Genomic DNA, 25,048 nt, shown 5'->3' with positions numbered 1-25,048 from the left:
GCAAGTCCTATTTTAACTAAATATGAGCGCCGTTGTGCCACCTGCTAGCAATAATATTTCTGAAGTTGTAGAGAAGTTGCGCCGCCTCAGTCAAGTGGACGTTCAGTCTGGTTGGAGGTACTGCGATGCTGACTCGGCTACTGTCGGTTCGGTAGGTATTTCTAACAAGCAGGTTGCGGAACTTAACGAAAAAGGACATATTGCTTGGCCGTCTGGGAAGCAAGTTGTTTATTTAGGACAGCAATTTGTCATTCCTGACAATTTGCACGGCTATCCTGTGGTGGGTTTGCGTTTGCTGTTGAGTTTGACTTGGTGGGCAGAAGATGCGACTATTTTTGTCAACGGTGAGTTAGTTGGACAAGGTGATTTATTCGATTGTGCCGATCGAGTTTTGTTGAGTGTGGCGGTGAATCCGGGAGATGAATTTTTAGTTATTTTACGGTTGGTAAGTCCTGGACACGATAACGGTGCTTTAGTGCGATCGATTTGTTTGTACGAAGCTGCGGACTCTACTTGTTTCGATCCGGGTTTTGTGGCGGACGAATTAGAGATTTTGCAAAATGCGATCGCTCGAAATTTAGGAAACAAACATTCCCAAGATTTATCCATTAAAATTTTAGCAAGTCGCCCAATGTACGTCAAGGGAGAAAGGCTGCAATCTGAGATTGATTTGGCGGTTGGTTTGATTGATTGGTCTGCTTTGCCGAATCGCGCCAAGTTCGATCGATCTTTATCTGTATTGCGACACAATTTACTGGGATATCTGCGGGCTTTTTCTGGAGAGTTAGATGATTTAACCGCAGAGGGCGCAGAGGGCGCAGAGGGAGAAAGTAAGGAGCAACTTTCTCAGGTTTCAGAAAATCAGAACTCCACATCTATATATATAGGTGAAACTGTCGATATTCCTTCTTTTTCTGGAGAGTTAGATGATTTAACCGCAGAGGCCACAGAGGGCGCAGAGGGAGGATGTAGGCAGATACTTTCTCAGGTTTCAGGAGATCAGAACTCCACATCTATATATATAGGTGAAACTGCCGATATTCCTTCTTTTTCTGGAGAGTTAGATGATTTAACCGCAGAGGCCGCAGAGGACACAGAGGGAGGAGGAAGAAAGAGGGTTTCTCAGGTTGGAGATGATCGGAATATTACATCTATATATATAGGTGAAACTGGCGATATAGCTTTTCTCAATCAAGTCATGCACTCGCGGGCCAATCATCAATTACCAATTACAAATTCCCAATTACAAATTACAAATTCCCAATCCAGATCTGACTCACTTGAAACTTGCCATACATCTATATATATAGGTAAAATCTATTTGGTTGGTCACGCTCATTTAGACTTAGCTTGGCTGTGGCCTGTCCCGGAAACTTGGGAAGCGGCGGAACGAACTTTTGAGTCGGTATTGAAATTGCAATCTGAGTTTCCCGATTTGATTTTCTGTCATTCAACTCCAGCGCTTTATGCTTGGATGGAAGAGCACCGCCCTGACTTATTTACTGCAATTCAAAAACAGGTGGCCGTCGGACGTTGGGAAGTTGTCGGTGGGATGTGGGTTGAACCGGATTTAAACTTGATTTCGGCTGAGTCAATGGTGCGGCAAGTGTTTTACGGACAGCGTTATGCCAAAGAAAAGTTTGGGGAGTTGATGCGGGTGGCTTGGCTACCGGATACTTTTGGCTTTGGATGGCAATTACCTCAGATTTTGCGGCAAGGTGGAGTTGACTATTTTGTGACGCAGAAGTTGCGCTGGAATGATTCGACGGAATTTCCCCACGGTGCTTTTTGGTGGGAAGGGTTGGATGGTACTAAAATATTTAGCATGATGTCTGGCGCGATCGGCGAAAGTGTAGAATCTGTAAAAATGGCAAGTCATGCTTTTGACTGGCAAGTTAAAACTGGTTTGCAAGATGCTCTTTGGTTGCCGGGAGTTGGCGACCACGGCGGCGGCCCGACTCGCGATATGCTAGAGGTGGCGAAACGCTGGAAGTTGTCGCCTTTTTTCCCAAGGTTGGAGTTTGCGAAGGCTGTTGATTATTTGTCTTTGATTGAGAGTCAGTTTTTGCCGGAAGTTGCAGAGGTTGATTCTCAATCTGATGTTTCGCAGTCGCCAAGTCGGGAAAATTTACCAATTGCTGAAGTCGTCGAAACTTTGTCGGATGTCGCATCGGGAAACTTGCTAGAAAATTCTACAATTTCATCCGAAAGTAGAACTTCAACTCAGGAAACTCCCGCAAGTTTACCAATTGCTGAAGTCGTCGAAACTTTGTCGGATGTCGCATCGGGAAACTTGCTCGAAAATTCGACAACTTCATCCGAAAGTCGAACTTCAACTCGGGAAACTCCCACAAGTTTGCCAATTGCTGAATTCGTCGAAACTTTGTCGGATGTCGCACCTCCAAATTTACTCGAAAATTCCGCAACTTTACCCGGAAGTCGAACTTCAAGTCAGGAAACTTCCGCAAGTTTGCAAGCTGAGACGGTTGTGAAAACTTTATCGGATGTCGCACCTCCAAAATTAGTCGAAAATTCCGCAAATTTACCCGAAAGCCTTAACTCCAATCTCAAAACTCCCGCAAGTTTGCCAATTCCTGAAGTTGTCGAAACTTTATCAGGTGTCGCATCGGAAAATTCCGCAAATTTACCCGAAAGCCTCAACTCCAATCTCAAAACTCCCGCAAGTTTGCCAATTCCTGAAGTTGTCGAAACTTTGTCGGATGTCGCACCTCCAAATTTACTCGAAAATTCCGCAACTTTACCCGAAAGTCGAACTTCAAGTCAGGAAACTCCCGCAAGTTTGCAAGCTGAGACGGTTGTGAAAACTTTATCGGATGTCGCACCTCCAAAATTAGTCGAAAATTCCGCAAATTTACCCGAAAGCCTCAACTCCAATCTAAAAACTCCCGCAAGTTTGCCAATTCCTGAAGTTGTCGAAACTTTATCAGGTGTCGCATCGGGAAAATTACTCGAAAATTCGACAAGTTCATCCGAAAGTGAAACGAATTCGGTAGAAAACGAGGAAAATTTGCAACTTAGGAAAACAACCGAGAATTTGTCCGGCTTAGTAGGTGATTTTTCCGGTAAATTTTCGGAATCAGAACCTAAATACCTTGATTTCCCAACCGAAATTCACCAAGAGAAATCTCAACTAAAAAATTCCCCCTCTCTTCCCCTCTCCCCCTCTCCCAATCTCCCGATTTGGAAAGACGAACTTTACTTAGAATTCCACCGGGGTTGTTACACGACTCGCGCTGACCAAAAACGCCAAAATCGCCGCTGCGAAGATTTGCTCTATCAAGCGGAGTTGTTGTCTTCGATCGCGACAATCTGCACTGGTGCGGTTTATCCGAAAGTTGAGTTAGAATTGGCTTGGAAACAGGTGTTGTTTAACCAGTTTCACGATATTTTGCCCGGTTCGGCGATCGCCCAGGTCTACACTGATGCTAATCTAGCCTTTGCTGAGGTCGATCGCTCTTGCCACCACATCCTGCTACAATCCTTAGATGCGATCGCTGCTCAGATTTCTCTACCTTCTCCTCCGCAGTCGGACGCTCAACCGATTTTTGTTTTCAATTCTCTCAATTGGTCGCGCTCTGAAGTTGTCGCCGTAACTCTTCCCGATTCCCCCGACGCAGCTTGGCAAATTTACGACTTATCGGGAGGGCGGTTGACTTCGCAGATTGTTAAGGGCGATCGACTCCCATCGCAATCCCAATCTACACTGTTATTTTCGGCCCAGAGTGTTCCGGCGATCGGCTACCGCGTTTTTTGGCTTTGCCATGGCGCTCAAACCCTAAATCATGCCCCTGCAAGCTCAGCCACCGAAAAAAAGACAGATTTATCAAAACTTACATACGGTATAGCACAAAAAAACACGCCTTGTCAAGAAACGCTTTTTTCAGCCCCAGAAACGGTCTTAGAAAATGAGCTTATTCGGGCAACAGTAGACGCAGAAACTGGTAATTTATCCAGCATTTGGGATAAAGCAAACAATAGAGAAGTCCTGAATGCAGTCGGAGGCAATCAACTGCAAGCCTTTCAAGACAGCGGTCAATATTGGGATGCTTGGAACATCGATCCGAATTACCAAAAACATCCATTACCCGCCCCGATACTCAAACAGATTTCTTGGGTAGACCGGGGAGAAGTACGGCAGAGTTTGCGCGTAGTTATGCAAATTGGTAAATCCGAGTTTAGCCAAGATTATATAGTAGAAACAGGTTCGCCACTGCTGAAAATCAAGACAGTCGTAGATTGGCAAGAAACTCACGTTTTAGTCAAAACAGCCTTCGGGTTAAATGTCGCAGCAGATTTTGCAACTTGCGAAATTCCCGGCGGCGCGATCGCACGCACGACCAAGCCGCAGACACCGGCAGAAAAAGCCAAATGGGAAGTACCGATTTTCCGTTGGACTGATATCAGCAATGACGGTTTTGGAGTCAGTTTGCTCAACGATTGTAAATACGGTTGCGACATTCAACCAAATCAAATTCGGCTGACTTTGCTCAGAAGTTCCACTTGGCCGGATGAAGCAGCAGATGTTGGAGTTTCCCAATTTACTTGTGCCGTCTATCCCCACGCTGGAAATTGGCAAGATGCTGGCACTGTTCGGCGCGGCTGCGAGTTGAATATGCCGCTGTTAGTAAAGGTGTTGTCGCAGTTGCCGGAAAATCGCGATCGGACTCTGCCACCCGTTGGCAAGTTCTTGGATTTGTCCGCCGAAAATTTAGTGTTGATGGCTTTCAAACAGTCGGAAGATGATGCGAATGTCTGGATTTTTCGGTGTTGCGAATCCGAGGGCAAACAGGCTGTGTTAGCATTGGATGGCGATTTGGGATTGGAGATTTTAGAGTCAGTCGATTTGCTGGAAAGACCTGCAATTTTGTCTGAAAAGTTGCCTCTATCGGAAAGTTTTAAGATAGAACCTTGGAAAATTGCTAGTTTTGCTGTTGTAACGAACCACGATAGCGCTCTTGTCGCGAAGGAAGAGAGGGAAGGGAAGAAGGAATAATCTCAAAACCTAAGATATTAGACCTCTTGCATCAATCATTCAATTATACAGGAACCGCAGATGTCAAGCAGATAAACACAGGTAAACGCAGATGATTTTTCAAGATAATTTGCAAATGAGTGCAATCTTGTCTATTGCCGATCGCCTTTTAGCTAACGGGCGCGGGAATCCCTCGCGCGATATCGTTTACAGATAGGTGTCGATCGCCTGCCAAGCAGTTTTGAGGTCTCCTACTCCCCAAAGCTACGGCACTCATCTGACCCAACAATTGCGATCGCCGCCCGGTTCATCCGCAGCCAGGGCAAATATCCCCAGCCGAAACCTAAGTAAGTCAGTCCCAACAGTAGATATTTGAATGTTATCATAGATACGTGACATACCCGACACTCATTATTGTAAACAAATAGAGTGCGGGCTTCCTCTTTCAACGGGAGAGCCTCGACGCGAGCAATCTCTAAGCTGGTCCGGCAGACTCCCTGTGTCCCAAGGAGTAGAATTGTTGATTTTTTCACCCATCCATCAGCTCTTTTACGGCAAGAAAGGGATTTTGGGGCTACCAGTCAGAAACTGATAGGTGGTGTCTAGCATTTATACAACGGAAAGTTCGCCCACCACGGCTACTCTTATCATCCCCGCTTATTTCGATTCTATCATGGATTCGCTATCGCTCAATTTGCTTGCTGCTCGTTTTCATCCCGTCACTCATCCTGTAAACGGATAGAGTGCGGGACTTCCCACTCGTATTAGTTAAAACAATTGATTGCCAATTTTTTCCATTGTCGGGGATACTACAAGTACACAGGGGGTAATTGCTGTTTTAACTGCTGACACGGCAACGCCACAGGAAATATCTCCCGCACGCAGACGGTCTAGCAACTACTGCAACCGCTAAGAGGGTTAAGATGTTCTTAATTGCCGAAACCCTTGTGGTTGATTGCAATGAAAGGTCTTCCCTCGAACGTCTTCCCTCGAACGTTTTCCGTCTTCCCTCGAACGTTTTCCGTCTTCCGTCTTCCTTCTTTCGGTCAACTATCAACTATCAACTATCAACTGCCAACTGCCAACTGCCAACTGCCAACTGCCAACTGCCAACTGCCAACTGCCAACTATCAACTGCCAACTGCCAACTGCCAACTGCCAACTGCCAACTGCCAACTGCCAACTGCCAACTGCCAACTGCCAACTGTCAACTGTCAACTCTTCCTTCTATACAAACACAGGGGTTGCATCGGAAGCGAAAACCAGCGCGCTGGAAAAGCTGTAATTTTGTTACAAGTTGTAACTTTTTCAAATAACAGGTTAAATTTAGTTTCACAAGAAAGTTAAATTCCAGAAAGTAAAATTAATTACAGTCGAGTTAAGCTAAAAGTGTTTGCTAAAAAAAATCATTCAAGGAACCCAGAAACCAACAATTCTCACTTGACAGGTACGGGGGACGATCTCGCGGCCACGAAAGTTTCGTCCACCAAACAACAAGTCGAACAGGATTGGTATCGAACTGTCTACGATAATTTTCCGGGCATTTACTTCGTCCTAGACGCTTTGGGAAGAGTTTTTTCCCTCAATCAATTCGGCGAATCTCGCCTCGCCTACAGGTCGCAGGAATTAATTTGTCATTCAATTTTTAACATATTTTACTGCCAAGATCAAGGGAAAATGCAGTCAGAATTTGCGAGATTGGTTCACCCGACAAAAGGTACGTCAAATCCAAAAGTCGCCTGTTGGGAAGGCTGTTTGACTCGCAAAGACGGCAAAATTATGTGGGTAAAAGCAACGGCGCGCGCTTTGCCTGCGGTAGAATGGAAAATAGACGAAAATACCGATAGTCACTCAGTTGCCAATTTCCAACGGCCGGTGGTACTGTTAGTTTGCGAAGAAATTAAGGCCGCTGCGCCGGTAGCACCGCCGCCAAATTCTCAGGACAATTGGCGCCGTTCAACTTTGGCGATCGCAAAATTAGCCAAAAGTCAACTTAAAGAACGCAACAATATAGAAGAATTCATCCGCGAAGTCACGGAAACCGCTGTCAGTATTGTCAACTGCGATCGAGCCAGTATTTGGCTGTACGGGGAAGACAAAACCCAGCTTCACTGTATCGACTTTTACGAACAAAATACCAAACTCCATTCCGTACAAATAATCATCACAGCGGCCGACTGTCCGGCGTATTTTCAAGCCTTAAAATCCGTAAATGCGATCGCAACGGTGGCAGCCGAAAATGACCCGAGAACGCGAGAACTGGCAAGTCTTTATTTTGCAGATCGGGGTACGACTGCCCTGTTGAATGTACCGATTTTGCTGGCTGGTCAAATGGCTGGAATAGTCAGCGCTGAACGCCGGGGTTCCAGCATCCAGTGGACGGAAGAAGAACACGAATTAACTACAATCTTAGCAGAATTTGTATCGTCAAGTTTGTTGGCTAGCGAAAGCTTAAAATTAGAAGCTATGCGGCGCGAACAGCAGCAAAATATGCTGAGTCAATACTACGACCAACTAGAAGAAAGAGTAGAAAGACGCACGGCAGAACTTAAAAAAGCTAACAAAAAACTGGAACAAGAAATAATTAAAAGAAAACAAGTAGAAGCAGAAATGCGCCGCCAGCACCAAGAACAGCAAATTATTTTTGATTCGGTGCCGGCGATGATTTGGTACAAAGATACGGACAGCCGCTTGTTGCGAATTAATCAAGCCGCCGCTGCATCGAGAGGTTTGCCCGCAAATCAACTAGAAGGCAAATCTTTTTATGAAATCTATCCAGACGAAGCAGAACAATATTATTTAGAAGATTTAGAAGTCATCAATTCTGGCGTTCCCAAATTGGGAAAAGTCCAACTGCTGCCAACTGCCACCGGTCACAAATGCTGGGTGCGGACAGATACAATACCTTACCGCGACGAATCAGGTCAAGTGGCTGGCGTTATCGTGTTTGCAGTAGATATTACAGATTTAATTAGAGTCGAAAGAGAACTGCGAGAAAATCGCGCTCGCCTTACTGAAAAAGTTGAGAAACGTACTGCTATGTATCGGCAGGCAATGGCCGCTCTGTATTCGGCAAATACGCAAATGCAACAGCTAATGAACAACAGCTATGCCGGGGAACACGGTAGCAGCACAGCAGCACAATTGCTCGAATGCGAAGCTTATTTTGAAGCAGTTGCCGTGGCTGATCGCGACACAATTTTGAGCGTCAGCAGGGATTTTGCCGAACTGTTCGGTTACGAACCTGCGGAAATGGTGGGAATGAGTTTGCTGGAACTGCTGTCGCCAAAATCTTACAAAATGGCACCACAAATGATTTCTGCACCCAGCAATACAGTCTGCGAAACGATTTTTCTCAGGCGGGACGGGACTGCTTTTCCTGCTGACGTGCGTAGCAAATTTGTAGTTTGCGAAGGTCGTTTGGTGCAGGTTAAAGCAGTGCGAAATCTCACGGAACGCAAATTAATGGCAGCAGAATTAGAACGATCGCGCTCTTTGTTGCACGCTACTATGGAAGCGACGGCAGACGGCATTCTGGCTGTTACTAATGCCGGAGAATTGATTAGTTTTAATGAAAAGTTAGTTCAAATGTGGGGGATTCATGAAGAAGTTAGAAACTCACTGGATAGAACGGTGCGGCTGACGTTTCTCACTAAGCAAGTTAAAGATCCGAGGGATTTTTTACAGAGAGTGAGAGAAATTTATAGCGATGCGGAGTCCGAAGGCTGCGATATTCTCGATTTTAAAGACGGCCGGACTTTTGAGCGATACACGCAGCCGATTCGAGTCGGACAAAATATTATTGGCAGGGTGTGGCGCTTCCGCGATATTACTTCTCGCGAAAAGGTGACGGCAATGTTGGGAGATTCTCAACGGCGCTTTCGGGCAATTTTTGATTCTTCTTTCCAATTTGTTAGCTTGCTAAAACCGGATGGCATTTTGCTGGAATCTAACCAAACTTCTCTAGATTTCGCGGGAATTAAGCTGCGGGATGTGGCAAATCGACCGTTTTGGCAGGGGCCTTGGTGGGGAGTTTCTCCGGAAGTTCGGGAACAGTTGCAAGAGGCGATTTCTCGATCGGCAAAAGGTGAATTTGTCCGCTATGAAGTGGAGGTTCAAGGGGTAAACCGCACGGCAACTATCGATTTTTCTCTCAAACCGGTGGCAGACGAAACTGGTAAAATTGTCTTGCTGCTACCGGAAGGTCGAGATATTACTGAAAGCAAGCAGGTGCAAGTGGCTCTGCGCCAGCAAGTTGAGCGGGAACGCCTGATCGCCGAAATTCAATCTCGCATCCGTTCTTCTCTGGATCTCAAAGATATTCTTAAGACTACAGTAGCGGAAGTGCGGGAGTTTTTGGCGACGGATCGGGTGATTATTTTCCGCTTCCGGCCAGATTGGAACGGGGATGTGGTGGTGGAGTCGGTGGGCGCAGGATGGATGCCGCTGATGGGGATGGCGATCGAGGATTGCTGTTTTGCTAATACTTATGTGGGACAGTATTTAAAGGGCAGAATTCGCGCTGTAGAAAACATTCAGGCTTCTAATTTTGCCGAGTGCCACGTCAATTTTTTGGCCGAGTGTCAGGTGAAGGCGAATTTGGTGGTGCCCATCGTGCAGCAGGGAATCGAACACCGTGACGGCAATCCTTCTTGTCAAGTGCCGAAGTTGTGGGGTTTGTTGATTGCCCACCACTGTTCGGCGCCCCGCGAGTGGCAGCCGTTTGATATGGATTTGCTGAGTGAGTTGGCTACTCAAGTGGCGATCGCGATCGAACAATCTTTACTTTACCAGCAGTTAGCTGCTGCTAACCAGCGGTTGGACGGGTTGGCGAATTTGGACAGTCTGACTCAGCTAGCTAACCGCCGTCGGTTTGACGAGGTGATTAATCGGGAATGGGAGCAGTCGAGCACTGCGGAACCGCTATCTTTGATCATGTGCGATATTGACTGTTTTAAACTTTATAACGACAATTACGGCCACCAAGCTGGGGATGCTTGTTTGCAACAAGTCGCGCGGGCGATCGGGGATGCTTGCGCCCACGCACCCGCAGAACGCCTTTATTTAGCTGCTAGGTACGGTGGCGAGGAATTTGGGGTAATTTTGCCAAATACGGATATCGCCGCTGCACAGGCTTTTGCTGAGGGAATCCGCAGGCGCGTCAAAGCTTTGGCAATTCCCCACCTCAAGTCTGTTGTCACCGATTGTGTGACTCTCAGCATGGGGGTGGCGACGATTGCTGAAGGTCAAAATTCGCCGAAGATGCTGATTGAAGCTGCTGATAAGGCGCTGTATCGGGCTAAGTCTGGCGGGCGCGATCGAGTTAACAGTTGACAGTAGTCAGTAGTCAGTTGGCAGTTGGCAGTTGGCAGTTGACAGTTGGCAGTTGACAGTTGGCAGTTGGCAGTTGGCAGTTGGCAGTTGAGGAATTACAAAAAAACGATCGCGCCAACCGGCATAAGGTTAGGGCGATCGCGGTACTATGAATCAGCATTTATATATCGGACTCGGCGCGGAATTTTTACGCATTTTCACGGATTTTGTTACAAAAATTTACTGAAGGTTGCGTACAAATATCTTGAAATCGCTTTTCTCTACCTGATATCTCTTTTTTTTTGAACCGCAGAGGGCGCAGAGGACACAGAGGAAGAGAAGGGAGAAAGAGTTCACAACTAATGACAACTGTCAACTGTCAACTGTCAACTGACTAACCTATTTAGCTAATAGTTTCTGAAACACCTCATACATATCTTTAGCCAACTGTTTGGGATTCCACAAAGGCGCAAGATTTTCAGACTGCTTAGACTTAATTAAATGCTCTTTCACCGCATTTCTCAAACCAGCATCGCGCCCAAACTTAACTCCCCACTGCGTGTATTCTTCCCAACTCCAAGCTGCACCCACATCGAGATTTGCACTTTTGAGAAAAGCATAACCCATTCGTGAAAGATATTGGTCGCCGGATCTCGTTACTACTGGCAAATTCGCCCACAAAGCCTCTAAATTGTGAGTCCCGCCGTTGTAAGGATAGGAATCTAACAACACGTCGGCTACATAATAAATAGCGCGATGTTCTTCTTCACTTCGGGTTTGGCCGATAAACTTAATCCGTTCAAAATCTACTCCCTGAATATCGCATTCTTCGCGGTATGTGCTATGAATTATATCCGGATCGCCTTGACCTTTGCGAATCAACATACTATCTGGTACTTGCTTAAGTATTCTAACTTGAGCTTGCACCATTTCAGGATTAGTTTTTCTGCCCGGAGCGACACAGAGATAAGCCATTTGATCCAAGCCAATCCCGAGGGCATTTCTAATCGCCTCTCGATTCACAGGAATGCTTTGCAGTTCGCCAATTGCTACCGAACAATTAGGCAATCTCACTAACTGTTCTAAGTAATTTTTGTCAACACCTGGGGGATGAGTGTGTTCGTCGCACAGAAAGTAGTGATTCTCCGAAATGTATGGCGCGTCGAACCCCAGCCAAGAAACGCAAATCCCCGCCGGATATTGGTACAAAACTTCGACATTTGTCGGTACTGTCATCGAGTCTAAGTCTATTAATACATCCAAATCGTCTTGGACTACTTCGGCGAAGATTTCGCCACCGTCAGCAAAACCGTTGGGATATTTTTTCGGCCAGTAAAACTTGCCGGCCATTTCTTCAAACCGCTGTGTAACTTCGTCTCGGTTGAGTTTACCTGTCACGTAAAGATGAACGTGGGGAGTGATGCGACTTAATTCGCGGATTAAGGCTTCGCTGCACCAGCCTACGGAGTGGCGGCGGAAGTGTTTGGAAAGGAAGCCGATTTTTAATGGCTGTTGTTTGGTTAAATAATTTGCGGATTTGATTCTGTTGGCTTGCTGTCGCTGCGGGACGGCTTTTTGGTAGTATTCTTTGGCAATTAGTCGGTAGAAACTGGCATTTTTTTCGCGGTTGTCTCGGAGGTGGGAAACTGCAAACAGGAAGATTTCGTAAAGCAGTTTGAGTTCGATGACGCTAAAGGTTTCGACTTTTTCGTAGCAGAGTTGTTCGATTTCTTCGAGTTTCTCAATTGCCTGTTTGCTGACTCCTGATTGGAGGTAGGAAAAGACGTAGGCTGTGGCTGACATGACTGGGGCATTTTCACCGCAGAATTCGCAGTATTTGTCGGCGACGCTGCGGGCTCTGGCTAGGTTGGTGGAGTGGCTTAGCAAGTCGCACAGTTGTTGGTGGGCTTCGCTGTATTTGGGGTTGCATTCGATCGCCTTTTCAAAATATGCGATCGCCTCCAACGGCTTATCTTGCTTCTGAATGTGTCCCATCCGGCAGTAAACCTCTGCCCAATCCGGTTTTAAGGCCAAAGCTTGCTGATAGCTGGCTAAAGCTTCTTCCAGCAGGCCCTGCATGGACAAACAACTGCCGATGTTAGCGTGAACTTCCGGCCAATCGGGCTTGATTTTCAGAGTATTTTGATAATTAGCAATCGCTGCTTCGTAGTTGTATTGCTGCATGAAAGAATTGGCTAAATTGAAGTGCAGCACTTCTAATTCGGGTTTTAAAGCAACAGCTTGCTGGTATGCGACGATGGCAGCATCGAGATTTCCTTGCTGCGATCGCGCGCTGGCGATGTTACCATAGGCCTCTGCCCAATCCGGTTTAATGGCGATCGCCTTTTGGTAGCTTTCGATGGCTTCGTCGCGCTTACCTTGACTAAACAGTCGGTTTCCTAAGTTGAAGTGGAAGTCGGCGCCGACAAGCTGCGGGTTGAGTTCGGATGTTCTCTGAAAACAGGCGATCGCAGCGTCGATGTTGCCATGTTTGTGATATACTTTGCCTAAATTCCAGTGAGCGCCCGCTAAATCTGGACTCAGGGCGATCGCTTGTTGGTAATGGGCGATCGCCTCTTCCAAACGACCCATTTTGAAATACATACTGCCGATGTTGGCGCGCACTTCCGCAAAATTTGGCTGCAATTCTAAGGCTTGAGAATACGATCGAATCGCAGCTTCCATTTTACCAACCGCTTGCAAAGCATTGCCTAAAGTTACATAAGCATGGGTATAATCAGGTCTAATTTTGATAGCTTGGTGGCACGCTGCGATCGCCTCTTGAATTTTCCCTTTAACTAAAAAGTTTTCTGCCAGTTTTTTGTACTGTTCTACTTCTTGAAAATTAGCAACTTGTGTGATATCTGGAACATTCAGCGAGGTAACTTGTTCGGAAACTTCAGCAGGGTTGGTAAACGGAGTATTTAAATTTTCAGGATTAGGTGCTGGTGGCAAATTGATACTCGAAGGCTGCAATCCATAGCCTTCATCTTTGTTGACAGATACTGGTTGTTGCTCGTCAGATTCTGTTTCTAATGCGAGAAATTTGCTATCGGTAGTTTCTTGCTGTTTTTGTGCGGTTAAACTGGATAAAATTTCCGCAGCGCTGGCATTTTCCGGTTGCAGTTGCAGCACTTTTTGACAGCAAGCAATAGCCGCATCTAACTTTCCTTGCTGCTGCAAAACGCTGGCTAGCATCAAATTCACCGAGCACAAACCGGGATTAATAGCAAGAGCTTGTTGGTAAGCCTTTGCCGCCTGTCCCAATTGCCCTAACTTGTAATACATACTGCCAAGATTCGCGCTGGCTTCTGCTAAATCCGGCTGAAGTTTTAAAGCTTGCAAATAAGCTTGAATTGCCATTTCTAGCTGGTTTTGGCCGTGCAGGGCATTGCCCGCTGTCAGGTACGCGGGAGCAAAATTCGGTTGAAATTTGATGGCGAGGTTGCATTGGGCGATCGCGCGATCGAATTCTCCTTGCAAAACATAAACTTCCGCCAACTTTTTATGAACTTCCGCATCTTTGGGATTGCACTCTAAAGCTTTCTGATAACTCTCGATGGCGCCACCGAGATCTCCTCTATCTTTCAGGCGATTTCCCTTGACAAAATATGTTTGAGCTGATTCTAAATCCACCAAAAACTCTTGGATCATTTGCTCTGCCACTCTTACAGGTTTTACACTAATACTATTCAGCCATTCTACCCACTCTCGGGCTCGCACAGACCAAGTAGACCCTCGATTGATATATTCTACCTGCTGTCTCAGATGAGTTTCAGCAATTGCACCGCCCGTACCCGTAAACTCTTTTAAAACTTCGACTGTCGCATCTAAAAACCGCCTTGTATATCCCTCCCAATCCGGTGTACCTGCACGCTTCCAATCAGTTACCGATGCCAAATTTTCCACCCCTGACATAGAAACTAGACGCGCAAATCCAGCCGTTGTTTCCGGCAAAGCTGCCAATTCACTCGTCACAATGCGGCAACCGCTAGCCATCGCCTCCATCACCGCAATCGATGACGTTTCTAAATAGCTATTCGGGTAAGCTAAAACCGCGACTGAACGCAGTTGCCGGACAAGTTCGGGTTGCGGTACAGAACCGACATACTCGACACCTTCTATTTCCTGACACTCTTCGTAAAGTTGATCGAAACAAAGCTGATTATCATTGTCGTCTATTTGGTGTACTTTCATGCTAGAAAATACTTTTAATCTGGTTCCGGGGACAGCTTGACGAATTTCGGGAAAAACATTTAATAAAATATCCAGTCCGCGAAATGGAGTGCTAGTGTAAGCTAGAATGGGCGGTCGAGATTTTTGAGATTGGATCGAAATATTATCGGCAAAAATGTTAGCAAAACAAGGTGCAATCGCATTTCTGAAAACATAACTGCGCTTGGAGTCAATCCCAAAACGAGTGTGAAATTGCTGGCGCTGCCACTCGCTGACAAAAACCAAAGCATCACAAGCATTAATTTCTAGCTCATTCTTGAAATCCTTAAGAAAAACAAAGCCTGGTTCGTTATGAATCCACAAAATCAATTTAGTGTGCGCGCCCAAAAAAGGCTTAATTTCCAGTGCCTTACCAACTATATTGACTACAACCAAAAAATCGAGCGATCGCAATAATTCCAAATTAGCACTGTCCGCCACCCGCAGCCTGCAATCAACCCCGCGCCACATCCCCGGTTCCGAAGTATTGTTGAGTAGAAATACCTCATTTCCCAGGGCTGCCAACGCCTCAGCTAAATAACAAATAGCCGACTGAGTGCCGCCCAAAGGTTCGCGGTAAGGAGTTTCAATGTTGTAATCCCAAGTGTAGGTATCGAGAAATCCGATTTTCATTATGGCAATTATCCGCCGATTTGTGAACTAGATTTTTTAACCACAGAGGGCGCAGAGGGCGCAGAGAAGAAAGAGAGAATTTCCCACTTGAAACAATTTGCGAGTGCCGTCTCTTCTGCTTTTTCCTCTCTGCGTTCTCTGCGCTCTCTGCGGTTAAATAAATCCATAATAAATGGTATAATCTTAAAGCTATTGAGGATTACCGAACATGACCACAGAACAAGACCCCGTAAAATTGATGAAACAGCAAGTTGGCTTTGCTGCTGCCGATCGCGTAAAATCTGGTATGATTGTCGGACTCGGCACGGGGTCAACTACAGCTTATACTATTCAAGCATTGGGCGATCGCATAAAATCAGGCGAACTCAAAGATATCAAAGGAGTTCCCACATCCTTTCAATCAGAAGTATTAGCCAAACAGTACGGAGTACCGCTGACAACCCTCGACGAAATTGACAGAATTGACGTAGCCATTGACGGCGCTGACGAAGTAGATCCGCACCTCAACTTAATTAAAGGTGGTGGCGCCGCCCACACCCGCGAAAAAGTAGTCGATTGTCTCGCTGCTCAGTTTATTGTAGTAGTTGACAGTTCCAAAATGGTAGATAAATTGGGTTCGACTTTTCGCGTCCCCATCGAAGTTATACCGATGGCAATTACCCCCGTTACTCGCGCCATTGAAAAATTGGGCGGCAAACCAGAACTCCGCATGGGAATCAGAAAAGCAGGCCCGGTAATTACCGACCAAGGTAATATGGTAATCGACGTTCAATTTGATAACCTTGACAATCCTGCGGAATTAGAAAAAACTTTGAATAACATTCCAGGCGTGTTAGAAAATGGCTTGTTTGTCAATTGTACAGATTTGGTTTTGGTTGGCGAAATTAAGGACGGCAAACCTGTAGTGCGGGAAATTTCTAAATAGTTATAGTAGGGTGAATCAGGAAGGAAAAGTTTAGCAGTCTACTCAAGAATATTCAGCCTGAAGCACCCTACGGTTAATTAGCTACTCAAGCTTTTTATATCATGTCCGATCGATTAACCGCATTAAAATTCGTTCGTAGTGCGGACTTAAGTCCGTACTACAAACCGTTTTTGTTATGGCAATCAAGAGGACATGATATTACCAATTCCCAATTCCCAATTCCCAATTCCCAATTCCCAATTCCCAATTCCCAATTCCCAATTCCCAATTCCCAATTCCCAATTCCCAATTCCCACCTCACTCACTTCAAAATTGCTATAATAGTATAAATTCGTATCTCTATTTTGATCGTGCAATATCGCAGATTCGGCCGCACAGAATTATCCATGCCCGTCTTTTCCTGCGGCGGCATGAGATATCACCACAAATGGCAAGATGTGCCAGCAAATGAAATTCCACCAGACAATCAACAAAATCTAGAATCGACAATTCGCTACTCAATAGAATGCGGTATCAATCACATAGAAACTGCTCGCGGTTACGGCACTTCTGAGATGCAGTTGGGGTGGATTTTGCCGCAGTTCCCTCGCGAAAAGTTGATAGTACAAACAAAAGTTTGTCCTCAAGCCAACTCCGAGGCATTTCGCGAAGAATTTGATAAATCCTTAGCTTATTTACAGCTAGAATACGTCGATTTATTTTCCATACACGGCATTAATACCTGGGAATTTCTAGAGGATTCTATGCGCCCGGGCGGCTGCTTGGATGTGGCAAAAAAATTGCAAGCAGAAGGCAAAGTTCGGTTTATTGGTTTTTCAACTCACGGCCCTACGGATGTGATTGTCAAAACTATTGAAACCAATCAATTCGATTATCTTAACTTGCACTGGTACTACATCAATCAAAATAATTGGCCCGCAATTGAAGCAGCCAAACGTCACGACATGGGCGTTTTTATTATCAGTCCTTCCGACAAAGGCGGTCAACTTTACAACCCGCCGCAAAAGTTGGTAGATTTGTGCTATCCACTGAGTCCGATGGTGTTTAATGATTTGTTTTGTTTGTCACACCCGCAAGTACACACTTTGAGTTTGGGTGCAGCAAAACCTGAAGATTTTAACGAGCATCTAAAAGCTGTAGAATTGTTAGATAAAGCTGATGAAATTTTGCCGCCGATATTAGCAAGGCTGGAAAATGCAGCAATTGATAAATTAGGAGAAGATTGGTTTAAGACTTGGGACTTCGGTTTGCCAACTATCGAAAATACTCCCGGAGAGGTTAACATTCGAGTGATTTTGTGGCTGTGGAATTTGGCGAATGCTTACGATGCGATCGACTATTGCAAGATGCGCTACAACCTTTTGGGTAACGCCAGCCACTGGTTTCCGGGCAAAAAAGCCGATCGCCTCGACGAATTAGACTTGCGCCGCTGTCTCGCCCACAGCCCCCACGCTGCGAAAATTCCTAGTATATTGCAAGCAGCCGATCGACTTTTTGGAGGCGAAGCCGTGCAACGCTTATCCCAAGAATAATATAAAAAACCCGGTTTCGAGACAGAAACCGGGTTTGTGAGCCGGAACACGTGAGACTTATGCACGCGTACCTCATTAGCCTATACTTGAGTTGTTCTTACCAACATCACCCATCCTTCTCATCCATTCGGGCGATAAGTCAGTAGTCATTAGTCATTAGTCATTAGTCAGCTCGCGAAGCCGAAGGGTAGTGATTAGTCATTGGGTGCATCTATCCGTAGGGGCGAAGCATGACCGCAGTCAATATGAGATGATAACTAATAACTTATATGCGGTCATGCTTCGCCCTCTTCCTTGCGCCAGATGCACCCTTAGTCATTAGGAAAGAAGAAGATATACACAGCAAGCTTGAGCGCGAGTTGTATTTTAAGTTTAATTAGGTATATTTACGATTTTATAATTTTTTTCCCAACTTCCTCCCCTTTTGCTTTAATCTGAGATAAAACAGTTAATAATTCACTTAGGGATCTTTTATGACACTCCAACGCCGAGATTTCTTGTATTTGCTAACAGCCACCGTCGGAGCTATTACCGCAGGTGCTTGCCAAGCGTCAGGCAATAGTGTAGCGCAAGCAAGTCCATCCCCAGAAAGCCCAAAAATAGCCCAAACTCCCGGGCCTTTTACACTACCGCCTCTGCCTTACGAATACAACGCTTTAGAACCGCACATCGATGCGCGGACAATGCAATTTCACCACGACAAACACCACGCAGCTTACGTTAAAAACCTCAACGATGCTGTCAATAAATACCCGAATCTTAAAAACGTGAGTGTTGAAAATATGCTCAAAGATTTGAGCAAAGTGCCGGAAGATATTCGCACAACTGTACGCAATAATGGCGGCGGACACCTCAATCACAGTATGTTTTGGGAAATCATGAGTCCCAAAGGCGGCGGCGAACCCACAGGAGCAATTGCCACAGCAATTAAGCAAAATTTCGGCAGTGTTGAGGATTTTAAAGCCAAATTCAACGAGGCTGGTACTAAGCGTTTTGGCAGCGGTTGGGTGTGGCTAGTTCGCAATAAAGCTGGTAAACTTGAGATTACAACTACTGGCAATCAAGACAGTCCTTTCAGTGATGGCAACTATCCCATTATGGGCAATGATGTTTGGGAACACGCTTATTATCTCAAATACCAAAACCTGCGTGCAGACTACTTAAAAGCGTGGTGGAACGTGGTTAATTGGGCGGAAATTAACAAACGCTACGAAAAGGCGATCGGTTAGTTTAACAAAGATACAGTGGCGGTTGTTTCAACCGCTATTGTATCTAAAATGGCTTCCGCTAGCGAATCGGGCGATCGAGCTTCTGTACAGTTTTCCGCAAATAAAGGCAGTGGCGCGCGCCCTGACTCGCAGGCGTGGTGAATGATTCGACTGACTCAAGCGTACCGCCCAAACGCTCGATCGCACTTTGCAACTCTTCCTCTTCCTCTACCGTCCAATTTCCCCGGTAAAGTACCGCCAAACCGCCGTTTTTCAGGAAAGGTAGCGCGTATTTAGCGCACAGAGAAGCTGCTCCAACTGCCCTCAGAAATGCGATATCGTAAGCTTGTCTGTGCTGCGGTTGTCGGGCAATTTCATCGGATCTGCCCAGCAAAGTCGTAGCATTTTTGATCCCTAAAGACGGCAAAACCGTGTCCAAGAAAGTAATTTTCTTGCGAGTAGAATCCAGGAGAGTGACTGATAAATGTGGAAGGGCGATCGCGATCGGCAAACCAGGAAAACCCGCACCAGTCCCGATATCGATCGCTTTGAGCGGGGACTCAACGGGAAAATCGTTATTTTCCGGCGAATTGTGATTAACCGGCAGCAGTCTCGCAATTCCCCGCAGAGAATCCCACAAATGTTTTTCCCAAAACTCGATCGGCTCAATAATTCGAGTTAAATTCAAGGAACGATTGCCTTCAACAATTAACTCATAAAGCCGCTGAAATTGTTGCTGCTGCGACTCATCCGGCTCCCAATTCAGCGTTTTTTGCCACAATTCATTCATTTGGGGTAACATCATAATTTCTGTCTGGTTCATCTTCTAATAACCATCGAAAGAACTAATGACAAAGTTTGCGACTTCTTAACCTCGCACAACTGTCAACTGTCAACTGTCAACTGCCTACTGACTCACACAACTTGCTTCCTTAGCCTCTAACTTCGCGCGATCGACCTCCTGCAAATCCCCGTGATCTAACGTCCAAAACTTATCAGCAACGCTCAACAAATCGCTAGCATCGTGAGTAACAATCAACAAAGTCCAGTGATTTTTCAACTTACCCAACAAGCTTACCAACTGTCGGCGCATCGACCAATCCAAACCCGCCGTCGGTTCGTCCAAAAGTAGCAAATGCGGCTGGCGAATTAGCTGCACCGCCAGGGCCACCCGGCGCTGTTGTCCGCCACTTAAAGCGTGGGGAGAAGCGCGCAGCGGCAAATGTGCCAACCCAACTTCTTTCATCGCTGAGTGAATTTGTTCTTGTCCCAATTCGGGATGTCCCAGTCGCAATTCTTCTAAAATTGTCCCCCCACAAAAATGTCTTTCAGGAAACTGGAACACTAAACCTCCTAACTGTTGCAAGTGTTCCGGTGTTAATTCTTGTTCGCGCCAGCGGATGTCGCCGCTAGTTTTTTCTGCTAAACCTGCTAATATTTCTAAGAGCGTACTTTTGCCGGAACCGCTACGGCCGACAATCAGCCCCATTTGTTGCGATGGCAGTTCTAAGTTGATATTTTTTAGAATAGCATTGGGACAGGCTGTAGGATGATAGACTAAGTTTTTTAGATAAAGCATTAACGTAATTGGGAATTGGGAATTGGGAATGGGGAATTGGGAATTGGGAATTGGGAATCGTGTATACCTCAGATCCTGGTTGTGCTATTAATAGTTAAGGTTGTTTTTGGCTGGTGCCGATCGCCCAAATTTATTTTACATAAATCTTTACAAAATTTTCGGTTTTTTTCAGCCTTGGCGTTTGATGTTTGACCTTTTTTATGGTATATTTTAACAATGATAATCTGTGCGATAGTATATATGATAATACACGCTCCCATTATTAAAATATACCGCAAGAGCCACAAAAAATCAAGCAAATTTAACTCTTTTTTGCTAGCGGCCCGATAGTCTGAGAACGTAACTCTCTTGTTTCTAGTTTACAGTATATTTCATTGACAAAATTGACTATGACGAAAAACCCTTTAGTATCGCCCTTCAAGCAAATGTTAAGTTCTAAACAGACAGTGCGGGCGATCGCCTGTGGAAGTGCGATCGCCCTGGGCATCTGCATAAACTCCGCAGTAGCAGGCGATCCCTTCCGCACGAGCAACCAGCAGGCGATCGGGCCCAACACCGAAACAGCCTTCAAAACAATGTTTCAGCAAGGAAACTACAAACAAGCAAAAGCCCAAGTTCAACAAGCACTATCAGCAGAACCAAACGAACCCCTAGCCTATGCAATGGCAGCCTCATTATCCTACATCGAGCAAGACTTAAACTCGATGAATACCTACGCTCAAAAAACCCGCGAAGTCGGCGAGAAATTGACCAAAACTAACCCCTTGCGCGGCAACATTTACACAGCAGCAGGTCACTTTCTAGAAGGAGCAAATGCCATAGCCAAAGAAGGAACAGCCAAAGGCGCGCCCCAAGCACTCAACAAACTGCGAGTAGTATTTCAATACCTAGATGCAGCAGAAAAAATAGCGCCGAACGACCCAGAACTCAACCTGCTCAAAGGCTACATGGACTTAATGTTAGCCTCAAACCTACCCTTTTCCAACCCCAGCGACGCCATTAAACGACTGGAAGAAAAAGCCTCGCCCCGCTACTTAGCCTATCGCGGCATGGCCGTAGGCTATCGAGACTTAAAAAAATACGATCGCGCTTTAGAATTTGCCAACAAATCTCTAGCAGAAACACCCACCAACCCCGAAATCCTTTATCTCAAAGCACAAGTCTTATCTGCTCAAGCCAAGACTCAATCCAACAACAAAACCATACTTGAGGAAGCCCGAAAAAACTTCGACGCCGCCTTAGCAAAACCAGATCAACTACCGCGCAGCTTAGTAGCCGAAATCTTCTTTCAGCAGTGCAAAACCCGCAACCGTCTCGACAGCAAATCTCGCGATTGTGACCCGATGCGCGATAAAATTAGAGATGCAGATGGAGTCTGGGGGCCGACGGCTTTACCACCACTCTAAACAGTTGACAGTTGACAGTTGACAGTTGACAGTACCATCTTGGCGGTTGTTATTAACAAGAGTAAAACTTGATGAAAGTAGAGTTTCGCGAATTTAATCCCTTTGACCTCTGGATTTGGCTAAAATTCAGCAACGTGCCTTCAAACGGCGAAAAACAGTATGTAGAAGAAGTGTTTGATTCTTGGTTCTTTTTGGGAAAACTGGGAGGATTTAATGCTGAAAATTTGCAAGTTCAAGATGAAGGCTTAGACATCAGCGATATGAATTACGATGTTAATCTAGCCGACCAAAGCATGATGGCTTTGATGCACAATATGGGAGAAATGGAGTATGAAGGTTCTTGGGCTCGCTGCTGGTTTGATTTGGGGACTAGCGATGCTATCGGCATCGATGTTTTAATTAATGTTTTCCAGCAACTCAGCAAAGAATTTGTGACGATTGAAGAACTAATTATCGGCGGTGAAAATATAGACTGGCCCGTTGAAAATACGAGGAAGAGAGAGGGTTTTGAGCCGGACAATTAACCGTTAGCACGACACGGATGATACGGATAATGACTAGAAATCTCTCATGATTCTTGTGGAACAGGCAGGATGCCTGTTCAAAACTGGCTTTTTATGAGATGTCTAATGATTGATGACTCATGACTGAATGGCTATAGCACTTCTCAAAAAGGTGAGGTATGACTGACAGCTTATATAACCGCTAAACAAAGAGGGCCCAAGCCCAACAACATACCTCATCTTTCTGAGAACCGCTATATATTATGCAAGGTAAAATTCGTGTAATTGTTTTAGGATTAATTCGATCGGGCGTTAGCGAAGCCCTCGAAGAGGATCGCATTTTCGTTTCCCAATTCAAAGATCCGGTAAAACAAGACACATTGTATCGAGCTCTGGGTGGAGGCGTAGAATTCGGAGAACACAGCCTCGACGCTTTGCAAAGAGAATTTAAAGAAGAAATTAAAGCCGAGTTAACAAATATCAGATATTTAGCTTGTTTGGAAAACTTCTTTATTTTTAATGGTCAAGCTGGACACGAATTAATACAACTCTATCAGTGCGATTTTGTTGACTCCAAATTCTATGAATTAGCAAGTTTAGATTTTGTAGACGGTAACTTGAAATGTACCGCATTTTGGATGCCTGTTCACCGATTTCGTTCGGGAGAATTGCACCTAGTTCCAGAAAGCTTTCTCCACTATTGCCAAGACTGATAACTATAGCCTTTATCAAAAAGATGAGGTATTCATGGGGATAGGGCATAGGCCTCCGTGGGCATAGGGGATAGGGCATACCTCAATACGGTTTACTTAAAGCTTTTTTAGGAATTTCATCTGACGATTTTCTAGGCAATACAGGCATTTTTTGCAAGTCAGATTCTTCTTAAGTCAACCGTATTGGGGCATACCTCACTTTTTTGAGAACCGCTCTAAAGCGCTCCAAATCCCAACAAGCAAATACATTAGAAGCAATTTTTACTCAAAATATGTGCAGTAGAGGCGGGTTTTCTCCCAAATACTTTGCCACAATTCACAAATATAGATAAACCCGCCCCTTTATTTTTGTCCGCGTTACCAGAAATAATTGGTTGAAAGCCTCTGGGTTTGGCGTAGAAATTAAAAGAAGACGATTCATTACTCCAATCCTCTTCCTTCCAGGAGGTAGAGATTGCTGTCAACTGTCAACTGTCAACTGTCAACTGTCAACTGAATGAACTTTCTCTACCTTACTCTGGGAAGCGTACCCAAAACCTGATACAGCAAAGAGTTAATGAAAGCGAGGGCTAGAGCACCAAGCAAAGCACTCCAAATTCCCCACCGCAATCTAAATCCTTCGACTAGCCAAGCCGCCAAGCCAAAGATAGCAGCGTTGATAACAATCATAAACAAACCAACAGTTACCAATAAAGCTGGAAAGCCCAAAACTACAAAAACTGGTCGCACTAAAGCATTCAGCAATCCAAAAACTGCCGCCGAAACCATCGCTTTGCCAAAACTGTCAATATCCACGCCTATGGGTAACTTGGAAATAATAAAAAAGCTCACAGATGTTACCAACCAAGCAATTACCAGCGAAACGATATCTATGTGCACGTGCTTATCTCCTTAAAAGACTAAACATTAAATCGGAACAACAGCACATCCCCCTCTTGTACAACATACTCTTTTCCTTCACTGCGAACTAAGCCTTTTTCCTTAGCTGCATTCATCGCACCGGTAGCCACCAAATCTTCATAAGCTACAGTTTCGGCCCGGATGAAACCCCGCTCAAAATCAGAGTGAATTACCCCCGCAGCTTGTGGCGCTAACATTCCTGCGATAATCGTCCAAGCGCGAGTTTCCTTCGGCCCGCTAGTGAAATAAGTCCGCAAACCCAATAATTCGTAAGTAGCTCGAATCAAAGATTTTAAGCCACCTTCTGTTACCCCCAGAGATTCGAGGAAATCAGCTCGTTCTTCCTCTGGTAGTTCTACCAATTCTGACTCAACTTGCGCCGAAACTATGACAACCTTAGCATTTTCTGCTTCTGCTATTTCCCGGACTTGTTCGACATAGCTATTTCCGGTTCCCAATTCGTCTTCAGACACGTTCGCTGCATAGATGATCGGCTTGTTTGTTAACAATTCTAAACCTTTAACTAATTCTGCTTCTTCGTCAGTTAAACTGGTCTGGCGTACTGGTTTTTCTGCATTCAAAACCACGACCAATTTTTCAAGGACGTTTACTTCTGCTTGAGCTTCCTTGTTGTTGCGGGCTTGTTTGCGAGTGCGATCGAGTCGGCGTTCAATTTGAGCTAAATCTGCTAAAATTAATTCGAGATTGATAATGTCAATATCTCGCTGGGGATCGACAGAACCGGAAACGTGAATGATATCATCATTGTCAAAACAGCGGACAACATGGACGATCGCATCTACAGCCCGAATGTGAGACAAAAACTGATTTCCCAGCCCTTCGCCCTGACTCGCACCCTTCACCAAACCTGCAATATCGACAAACTCCATCCGCGTGGGCACAGTTTGCACAGAATTGGAAATATTGCTCAGCACCTTCAACCGTTCGTCGGGTACTGCCACGATACCGGTATTTGGCTCGATCGTACAAAAAGGAAAATTAGCAGCAGTCGCCTTGGCATTAGCCACCAAAGCATTAAACAGAGTAGATTTGCCAACATTAGGCAGTCCGACAATTCCGGCGGTAAGCATAGCTATTTAGAAACATATCACTGTTTCAAAATATCAT

At 45.4% G+C, this 25,048-nt stretch carries 17 protein-coding genes; 8 read left to right on the top strand and 9 right to left on the bottom strand.

Features of this window, described 5'->3' with window-relative positions; translation table 11 throughout:
• Window positions 1-22 precede the first annotated feature (22 nt).
• Entirely contained in the window at window positions 23-5,014 is a 4,992-nt protein-coding gene (locus JGK07_RS23605) for an alpha-mannosidase (protein ID WP_293225749.1), read from the top strand.
• 230 nt (window positions 5,015-5,244) lie between these two features.
• Here the strand turns inward: JGK07_RS23605 and JGK07_RS23600 are convergent, their stop codons facing one another.
• Together JGK07_RS23600 and JGK07_RS23595 are read right to left on the bottom strand one after the other, a co-directional pair.
• Window positions 5,245-5,379 carry a hypothetical protein gene (locus tag JGK07_RS23600; RefSeq protein ID WP_293180234.1) on the bottom strand — a complete coding sequence of 45 codons (135 nt, stop codon included), beginning with the start codon at window positions 5,377-5,379 and terminating at the stop codon, window positions 5,245-5,247.
• A gap of 667 nt (window positions 5,380-6,046) precedes the next feature.
• A complete protein-coding gene (locus JGK07_RS23595; protein WP_293198533.1) occupies window positions 6,047-6,211 on the bottom strand; it encodes a hypothetical protein in 165 nt (54 codons plus the stop codon).
• Between the two features lie 171 nt (window positions 6,212-6,382).
• On the opposite strand from JGK07_RS23595, the gene JGK07_RS23590 reads away from it, so the two are divergent.
• Window positions 6,383-10,327 carry a PAS domain S-box protein gene (locus JGK07_RS23590; protein ID WP_293180228.1) on the top strand — a complete coding sequence of 1,315 codons (3,945 nt, stop codon included), beginning with the start codon at window positions 6,383-6,385 and terminating at the stop codon, window positions 10,325-10,327.
• Window positions 10,328-10,340: 13 nt separating this feature from the next.
• On the opposite strand, the gene JGK07_RS23585 is transcribed toward JGK07_RS23590, so the two are convergent.
• Both JGK07_RS23585 and JGK07_RS23580 read right to left on the bottom strand, forming a co-directional pair.
• Window positions 10,341-10,487: a hypothetical protein gene (locus JGK07_RS23585; protein ID WP_293225979.1), complete on the bottom strand. Its 147-nt coding sequence runs from the start codon at window positions 10,485-10,487 to the stop codon at window positions 10,341-10,343.
• 218 nt (window positions 10,488-10,705) lie between these two features.
• Window positions 10,706-15,154, bottom strand: a complete 4,449-nt coding sequence (locus tag JGK07_RS23580) for a tetratricopeptide repeat protein (RefSeq protein WP_293225977.1) — start codon at window positions 15,152-15,154, stop codon at window positions 10,706-10,708.
• 208 nt (window positions 15,155-15,362) lie between these two features.
• Between JGK07_RS23580 and rpiA the strand changes: the two genes are divergently transcribed.
• Window positions 15,363-16,079, top strand: a complete 717-nt coding sequence (rpiA, locus tag JGK07_RS23575) for a ribose-5-phosphate isomerase RpiA (protein ID WP_293180219.1) — start codon at window positions 15,363-15,365, stop codon at window positions 16,077-16,079.
• A gap of 182 nt (window positions 16,080-16,261) precedes the next feature.
• Here rpiA and JGK07_RS23570 read toward each other — a convergent pair whose 3' ends face one another.
• Window positions 16,262-16,435: a hypothetical protein gene (locus tag JGK07_RS23570; protein WP_293219155.1), complete on the bottom strand. Its 174-nt coding sequence runs from the start codon at window positions 16,433-16,435 to the stop codon at window positions 16,262-16,264.
• A gap of 30 nt (window positions 16,436-16,465) precedes the next feature.
• Between JGK07_RS23570 and JGK07_RS23565 the strand changes: the two genes are divergently transcribed.
• Both JGK07_RS23565 and JGK07_RS23560 read left to right on the top strand, forming a co-directional pair.
• Window positions 16,466-17,611 carry an aldo/keto reductase gene (locus JGK07_RS23565; protein WP_293225975.1) on the top strand — a complete coding sequence of 382 codons (1,146 nt, stop codon included), beginning with the start codon at window positions 16,466-16,468 and terminating at the stop codon, window positions 17,609-17,611.
• 473 nt (window positions 17,612-18,084) lie between these two features.
• A complete protein-coding gene (locus tag JGK07_RS23560; RefSeq protein WP_293192834.1) occupies window positions 18,085-18,840 on the top strand; it encodes a Fe-Mn family superoxide dismutase in 756 nt (251 codons plus the stop codon).
• 58 nt (window positions 18,841-18,898) lie between these two features.
• Here JGK07_RS23560 and rsmG read toward each other — a convergent pair whose 3' ends face one another.
• Together rsmG and JGK07_RS23550 are read right to left on the bottom strand one after the other, a co-directional pair.
• Window positions 18,899-19,624, bottom strand: a complete 726-nt coding sequence (gene rsmG, locus JGK07_RS23555; protein WP_363319733.1) for a 16S rRNA (guanine(527)-N(7))-methyltransferase RsmG — start codon at window positions 19,622-19,624, stop codon at window positions 18,899-18,901.
• Window positions 19,625-19,726: 102 nt separating this feature from the next.
• On the bottom strand, window positions 19,727-20,398 hold the full coding sequence (locus JGK07_RS23550) for an ABC transporter ATP-binding protein (RefSeq protein ID WP_293147764.1): 672 nt from the start codon (window positions 20,396-20,398) through the stop codon (window positions 19,727-19,729).
• A gap of 389 nt (window positions 20,399-20,787) precedes the next feature.
• Between JGK07_RS23550 and JGK07_RS23545 the strand changes: the two genes are divergently transcribed.
• From JGK07_RS23545 to JGK07_RS23535, 3 genes are all read left to right on the top strand, one after another.
• Complete coding sequence (locus tag JGK07_RS23545) at window positions 20,788-21,804, top strand: Sll0314/Alr1548 family TPR repeat-containing protein (protein WP_293225973.1); 1,017 nt, start codon at window positions 20,788-20,790, stop codon at window positions 21,802-21,804.
• A 71-nt stretch (window positions 21,805-21,875) separates the two neighbouring features.
• Complete coding sequence (locus JGK07_RS23540) at window positions 21,876-22,328, top strand: DUF3531 family protein (RefSeq protein ID WP_293180204.1); 453 nt, start codon at window positions 21,876-21,878, stop codon at window positions 22,326-22,328.
• A 239-nt stretch (window positions 22,329-22,567) separates the two neighbouring features.
• On the top strand, window positions 22,568-23,020 hold the full coding sequence (locus tag JGK07_RS23535; RefSeq protein WP_293192863.1) for an NUDIX domain-containing protein: 453 nt from the start codon (window positions 22,568-22,570) through the stop codon (window positions 23,018-23,020).
• Window positions 23,021-23,527: 507 nt separating this feature from the next.
• Here JGK07_RS23535 and JGK07_RS23530 read toward each other — a convergent pair.
• Together JGK07_RS23530 and ychF are read right to left on the bottom strand one after the other, a co-directional pair.
• Complete coding sequence (locus tag JGK07_RS23530; protein ID WP_293147768.1) at window positions 23,528-23,893, bottom strand: phage holin family protein; 366 nt, start codon at window positions 23,891-23,893, stop codon at window positions 23,528-23,530.
• Between the two features lie 26 nt (window positions 23,894-23,919).
• On the bottom strand, window positions 23,920-25,011 hold the full coding sequence (gene ychF / locus JGK07_RS23525) for a redox-regulated ATPase YchF (protein WP_293180201.1): 1,092 nt from the start codon (window positions 25,009-25,011) through the stop codon (window positions 23,920-23,922).
• Window positions 25,012-25,048 lie beyond the last annotated feature (37 nt).

Source organism: Microcoleus sp. PH2017_24_DOB_U_A (genome assembly GCF_020738205.1).
Lineage (GTDB): Bacteria > Cyanobacteriota > Cyanobacteriia > Cyanobacteriales > Microcoleaceae > Microcoleus.
Note: the sequence above shows the minus strand (reverse complement) of the source record. Positions and strands in the feature narration are given on the sequence as shown.